Source organism: Aurantiacibacter zhengii (assembly GCF_003584125.1).
GTDB classification, from domain to species: Bacteria; Pseudomonadota; Alphaproteobacteria; order Sphingomonadales; family Sphingomonadaceae; genus Alteraurantiacibacter; species Alteraurantiacibacter zhengii.
Genome location: NZ_QXFL01000007.1, coordinates 172,812 through 179,142 on the forward strand (window position 1 = coordinate 172,812; position 6,331 = coordinate 179,142).

General features: G+C 58.1%; 6 protein-coding genes and 1 pseudogene. 5 read left to right on the forward strand and 2 right to left on the reverse strand.

Going from position 1 to position 6,331, the window contains the following annotated elements:
- Positions 1 to 186 precede the first annotated feature (186 nt).
- The 5 genes from D2V07_RS15110 to D2V07_RS15130 all read left to right on the forward strand — a co-directional run bounded on the left by D2V07_RS15110 (position 187) and on the right by D2V07_RS15130 (position 4,656).
- Entirely contained in the window at positions 187 to 822 is a 636-nt protein-coding gene (locus D2V07_RS15110; protein WP_119587751.1) for a peroxiredoxin, read from the forward strand.
- 242 nt (positions 823 to 1,064) lie between these two features.
- Positions 1,065 to 2,228, forward strand: a complete 1,164-nt coding sequence (locus D2V07_RS15115; protein ID WP_199698808.1) for a cytochrome P450 — start codon at positions 1,065 to 1,067, stop codon at positions 2,226 to 2,228.
- A gap of 107 nt (positions 2,229 to 2,335) precedes the next feature.
- Positions 2,336 to 3,028 (forward strand): AraC family transcriptional regulator, encoded by a 693-nt coding sequence (locus D2V07_RS15120; RefSeq protein ID WP_082892412.1) that lies wholly within the window; start codon positions 2,336 to 2,338, stop codon positions 3,026 to 3,028.
- 72 nt (positions 3,029 to 3,100) lie between these two features.
- Complete coding sequence (locus D2V07_RS15125; protein ID WP_067468557.1) at positions 3,101 to 3,985, forward strand: sterol desaturase family protein; 885 nt, start codon at positions 3,101 to 3,103, stop codon at positions 3,983 to 3,985.
- Positions 3,982 to 4,656 (forward strand): class I SAM-dependent methyltransferase, encoded by a 675-nt coding sequence (locus D2V07_RS15130; RefSeq protein ID WP_063506147.1) that lies wholly within the window; start codon positions 3,982 to 3,984, stop codon positions 4,654 to 4,656. Before D2V07_RS15125 ends, D2V07_RS15130 begins: the two co-directional genes overlap by 4 nt.
- Before the next feature lie 64 nt (positions 4,657 to 4,720).
- On the opposite strand, the pseudogene D2V07_RS15135 reads toward D2V07_RS15130, so the two are convergent.
- Positions 4,721 to 4,843 (reverse strand): annotated as a pseudogene (locus D2V07_RS15135) (chromosome segregation ATPase); the annotation flags it as partial.
- A gap of 332 nt (positions 4,844 to 5,175) precedes the next feature.
- Positions 5,176 to 6,255 (reverse strand): transposase, encoded by a 1,080-nt coding sequence (locus D2V07_RS15140; RefSeq protein WP_119587752.1) that lies wholly within the window; start codon positions 6,253 to 6,255, stop codon positions 5,176 to 5,178.
- Positions 6,256 to 6,331 lie beyond the last annotated feature (76 nt).

Below are 6,331 nucleotides of genomic sequence, written 5' to 3' on the forward strand. Positions count from 1 at the left end.
TAGCGTAAGGCAGGGAAGGGCCTAGGGTTCCGCATAGCGCGGGCGAGCGAAACACCAGCGCGCTCCTGATGCCGTCCGTCGCGCCAGAACGCCGCTCCGTCGCGATCTCGCTTGCACCTACAGTAACTGTAGCACCCATCTGCTGATGGAACACGCTATGTTAGCGCTCACCACAGGAGATTTTCAATGACACTTCAACTTGACGACACCGCACCCGATTTCGAGGCCGACACAACCGATGGCACGCTCAAGTTCCATGAATGGATGAGTGACGACTGGGCGGTGCTGTTCTCGCACCCTGCGGATTTCACTCCTGTTTGCACAACGGAACTTGGTGAGGTTGCCCGCCTGAAACCGGAATTCGACAAACGCGGCGTTAAAGTGATCGGTCTCAGCGTTGATCCACTCGAAGACCACCGATCCTGGGCAGGCGACATAGCCGAAACCCAGGGTCATGCTCTCAACTTTCCGCTGATCGCGGACCCGGATCGTGAAATCGCCGATCTCTATGGAATGATCCATCCACAGGCCGACGACACTCTTACCGTACGCTCGGTCTTCGTAATCGGATCCGATAAAAAGGTGAAACTTACGCTGACCTATCCCGCGAGCACGGGTCGAAATTTCGAAGAGATCCTGCGGGTCATCGATTCGCTGCAACTGACAGCCGACCACAGCGTGGCCACGCCTGTTAACTGGCAGCATGGCGAGGACGTCATCATCGTGCCCTCGCTCAGCGATGAAGAAGCGCGTGAGAAATTCCCCAAAGGCTGGGAGACGGTAAAACCTTATCTGCGCGTCACACCGCAACCGCAGGATTGATCGCAGCATAAGGGGCAATGCGAGACTTATCGGCGGGAGCATAGTCAAAAGCGAGCCGGTTGGTTTCGCTGTGGCTGGCTCGGCACCGATATGCCAAATCGAAAGGACGGTATTGGTCTATGAATCATTCCATAAAACAGAGCGAAGAACTCATACCGCAAGGGCCCGTCGACAGCACACTCCATTTCCTGAGACGGCCCTATGACTTCGTAAGCACGGTCTGCTCGCGAACCGGTGGCGATATGTTCGAAACCCGCCTGTTGCTCCGGCGGACTGTGTGCCTGCGCGGCGAAGCTGCGGCCGAGATGTTCTACGATAAAACGCGAATGTCGCGCGACGGCGCGATGCCGGAACCGGTTCGGGCGACTTTGACTGGCAAGGGCGGAGTCCAGGGTCTGGATGGCGAGCGGCATCTGCGGCGCAAGGAAATGTTCGTGTCGTTGCTGACGCAAGAGCGTGTCGAGGCTCTGGGAGAGAAATTCGAAAAAATGTGGTTGGCCCAGCTCCCGGCATGGACCCGGGAAACGCAGGTAATCTTCTACGAAGCGCTGCATCCCATATTGGCCGAAGCAGTGTGCGACTGGGCCGGAGTGCCACTACCGGCTGAAGAGCGCATCAAGCGAACTCGCGACCTTGTTCTACTCTTCGACCGCGCGGCCGCGCTCGGCTTGGGCCATTTTCAAGCCCGGCGCGCTCGCAGCCGGTCCGAAGCGTGGCTCGCTCGCATCATCAAGGATGTGCGCGATAGCCGTCTGGTCCCACACGCTGAATCCGCGCTGGCTGTGATCGCTGGGCACCGGGATGAGAATGGCGCGCTGCTAAGTCCCAAGATCGCCGCCGTCGAACTGCTGAACGTTCTGCGCCCAACCGTCGCAGCGTCTGTCTATATCACTCTCCTGGCGCATGCTCTCCATTCGTTTCCCGATTTGGCTCCGACCCCTGCATCCGATCGCTCTGAGATGGGCTATTTCGTCCAGGAAGTGCGCCGGTTCTATCCCTTCTTTCCTGCGGTCGCTGCCAGAAGCCGAAAGGACTTCCGGTGGCGAAATGTCCGTTTTCCCGCCGGGCGACGTTTCCTGCTCGACTTGCACGCAACCAACACTGATCCTCATCTCTGGAACGAGCCGGAAACCTTCAATCCGGAGCGCTTTCGCGAGGAAGGCATTTCCGCGTTCGCATTGATCCCTCAGGGCGGCGGCGATGTCCCGAAAAATCATCGCTGCCCCGGCGAGACGGTCGTGCTCGAAGTGATGGAGCGCGCGTTGCGAATGCTTCTTTGCGAAATGGAATATCGGCTTCCCCCGCAGGATCTGCGCATCGATCGTTCCCGGATGCCGGCGCTGCCAGGCAGCAAGATCATTCTCGAGGATATCCGGCGCAGTGAGCGGTCTTTGAAAGAGACTTGAGGAGAGCCGGGAACGCGTTGAGATCTCTCAGAAAGGAACGTCCGATTGCACAGCAGCTAAGACGAAATCGCTCTTTGAGAAGCACCGACGCCTCATGGGAGGGCAACATGATGCTCGGATTTGGCTGGGCACTTCTCGACGCCCAAACAGGAGAGAACCGTCCGCACAGTCATCTGGCACACCAGATCAGTCTTTCGCTGGTCGACTCTTGCAGCATTAACGCTGACCGAGATCTTCGCTTGTCGCCCGGTGAAGCTGTTCTCATCCCTGCCACCACGGTTCACCGCTTGACGCCATCCGGTGCCATCCTGCGAAATCTGTATGTCGATCCGTTTTTCATGGGAACCCGTGACCTCAACAAGAGTGTTGGACTGGAACGGCTTTCGACCGCTGAAGCGAATGCATTGGCTCTGGTTGGATCTGGGAACGAGGCACGCAAATGGATGGAAGGCTTTTTGAACCGGAAGGGTTCGAACCAAATCGACCCGCGCCTCCGCTCTACGCTGCAACGGATCGAACCCGGGGCGTCACCTTCGGAATTGGCCAAAGCCGTCGGTGTTTCGACCACGCGGATGCGGGAAATTGCGATTCGAGATTTTGGAGTGCCGACGACCAAGCTCCTGCAATGGTTGCAAGTTCAGCGTGCCATCGAAGGTTTCCACCAGTCTCATAGTCTAGCTGCCGCCGCGGCCGCAGGTGGGTTTTCCGATCAAGCGCATTTTACCCGTCGTTTGGTCGAATGGTTCGGCGTGACGCCATCACAGGGTCTCGCAAAAATCGAGATTACCATCGTGCGTTAAGACGCCAGCGAAACGTTCAATACCGGGGCCCTAAGGGAGCGTAGACGGAACCATCGTTTGAGGGAGGCTGCAATGGCCGTTTTTCGTTATCTCTATGGCCCGCTCTATTTTTTCGGCTTTGTCGGGGGCGCTACGGCGATCGTGTCCTCGGGTAGTTCGCCGGCCTGGTTGTTCGTTCTGATCATCGCCGCGATTGGGTCCTCGCTCGCCGCCGAGCGTATCGCGCCTTTCGAAAACCAGTGGAACTCGAGCCATGGCGATGGCCGTAGAGACATTTTGCATGCCCTCGTGAATGAAGGATCTCTTGTGGCTATGGTGCTGCTTCTTCCGCTCATCACAAGCCTTGTCCCTTGGGAATCAGCCTGGCCAAAGACGCTGCCCTTATGGGCCGATGTAGCAATGGCTATTGTACTCCTCGACGTGGGGATTACCCTTGCCCATTTCGCCAGTCACAGGGTTTCGTTTCTCTGGCGTTTTCACGCCGTGCATCATTCGGTACGCCGCATGTACGGCTTCAACGGGCTACTGAAGCATCCAGTCCACCAGTTCATCGAGGTTACCGCCGGTGCGTTGCCCTGGCTTCTTCTGGGAATCCCTCTCGATGTCGCCGCCGTGGCTTCCTTTGCGGTGCTGATACAGCTCCAGTTACAGCACTCGAACGTCGACATGCGGGTCGGGCCGTTGGCATATATCTGGGCCGTCGCTCCAGTCCATCGGCACCACCACCTCGCATCCGAAACGGACGGCGACGTCAATTTCGGTCTCTTCTTGACGCTCTGGGATGTTCTGCTTGGTACAGCGCGCTTTGGGTCGAGCCAGCATATCAGAGCGGGGGCGATTGGCCTCGCTGGCATCGAAGATTATCCGGATGCCTATCTAGCACAGTTGGCCGAACCATTTAGAAAGCAGGCACAGTCTCTGCCGGAGCTCGGCCCACAAAGCGAGAGACAGGCATGACCGATCAACATGCAGTCTATACGCCGCCAGCCGGTTATCCTATTCTCACGCCACTCTACGATATCGGGGTCCGACTTTCGACCCGCGAAAAAAGGTGGCGTAGAGACCTTGTGGACCTGATTGAGCCCAAGTGTAACGAGGTCCTGCTCGACATTGGGGCGGGTACCGGCAGCCTGGCGCCACTACTGGCCACGAAAAACCCAGCCACGACGTACTTCGGGATCGATCCAGACGAAGATGCGATCCAGATCGCACGAAAGAAAGCGGGGCGAGCTGGAATAGATGCTGAATTCAAACATGGATTATTCTCGGTGGCCACTGTTGCCAAATGGCCAGCGCCGAACATCGCCACACTCTGCCTCGTTCTCCATCAAGTTCCTTATGATGAGAAGCTCCGCTTGCTTTGCGAGATTTACGAAGCACTTAAGCCAGGTGGACGCCTGTTCATAGCAGACTACGGCGAGCAGCAATCACGCCTCATGCGTGTCCTGTTCAGAGCAACGATACAGCAGCTCGACGGTGTTTCGGACACGCAGCCAAACGCGGACGGCGCGCTTGTACCGCTTATGGAACAAGCTGGATTTCTCAGCATCACAGAATGCAAGAGATATCAAACCATCACTGGCTTGATATCGATCTACGGAGCGACCAAGACTTCTGCAGATGAATGAGAAGATTGCTCATTTACTCGCTTGGTTTGGAGTGGCCGGTACATGGATTTGCTGACAGAGAGTTTCACCTCTCGCGAGGATTTGTCCCAAGAGGTCCACGACGGTCAACTACGCTGACCCGGCGTGATTTTGCCTCAATCACGAGTCGCTCAAGTACGCCATTGCCGGGAAAGGCGATGACATAGCGCGTAGCAAAATGCTCGTCCATCTCTTCAAGGACCCGCGCCTGATAGTCGCGCCAGTTCCCTTTGAAGTTCATATCCTTGAGCATGCTGTGCGCGATAACGAGGTAGACCCGGATCGCCTATTGCTATGTCCGCTATGTCCGCAAGTTTGCGCTAAAGCGGACAGGCAGCAAGCGGCCCACTAGCTGGACACCCGCAACAACCGCGGGTTTGGCGGCGCGATTGGGCCGGGTCGCTGAGGGCGGCTTGAGAGGTGCCACTTGAGGGGGTCGATGGGCCGCTCTGTGGTGATTTCTTTCGGCTTTTCAGCCTGATCCGTGGATTACAGGCGCACCTATCCTGTGGCGGCACGCCGTTCGTGGAAGATTAAGCGGTCGAAGTTGTAGACCAGGTTGGCCAGCGTCAGTTTGGCTTGCGCCCTGGCGAGGCCGATCGTGCGGATGAAGAGCCCGTAGCGGTTTTTCTGGTGCGCAAAGACATGCTCGACCCTGGCCCGCACGGCTGACTTTGCAGCATTGGCGCGCGCCGTGCGCTCGGGCATGGGCTTGCCCTTGGGCTTTCTGCGATGGATGCGGCTTTTGAGCATGTTGCGCGTCAGCCAGGCCTCGTTCTTCTGACTGCGGTAGGCGCTATCGGCCCAGACATCACCAGCGGTGTTGCTTGTGTCGATCACCCGGCGCAGCTGGCGCCCGTCGCTGTCTGCAGCCGAGGTCACCGCCGCCTTTCGGATGAACCCAAAGCGCCGATCGATGCTGATATGCGACTTGTAGCCGAACACTGGGGTCGCGATCTGCGGCAGCGGCGTGCCATCAGGGCGATAGCGGATCTTGCCCCCGATCTTGATCGTCCAGCGCGCATCGACATCCTTCTGGTGCGCCTTGCCCGGCTTGCCGCGCCAGATCTGCTTTGCCGACTTACCCGCTTTGATGGCGGCCTTTTCTTCCTGCGTATTGCGCTGCTTGGGCGCAGGAACCAGGCTTGCATCGACGATCTGCCCACCCATGGCCAGATACCCGGCCTCGCGCAGTTGCTGCTCGAATGCATGCATCAACGCGTCGAGCGCGCCGCTCTCGGTGAGCCGATTGCGATAATGACGGATGGTGTTCTCATCGGGCATCGAGCCGCCCAGATCAAAGCCGAAGAAGCGCATCCACGATAGCCGGTCACGGATCATGAACTCCATGCGCGCATCTGACAGATTATGCTGCGCCTGGACCACCAGGACCTTGAACATCGCGACCGGATCAAAGGCTGGCCGTCCGCCCTTTGCTCCGTCGCTGTAGCCAAGCCCGCGGGTCAAAAGCGGCCGGAAGCGTTCGAACTCCACCGTTTGCGCCAGAACCTCGAGCGGATCGCCGTCCTTGCTCAATCGGTCCAGGTGCTCCGCCAGCGAAAACAGGCTGCGTGGCTGCATCGAAACTCTCCCTCCAATGCGCCAACTGAATCACAGTCAGACCGTCAAAGCGAGAGGTTATTGCGGGTGTCCAGCT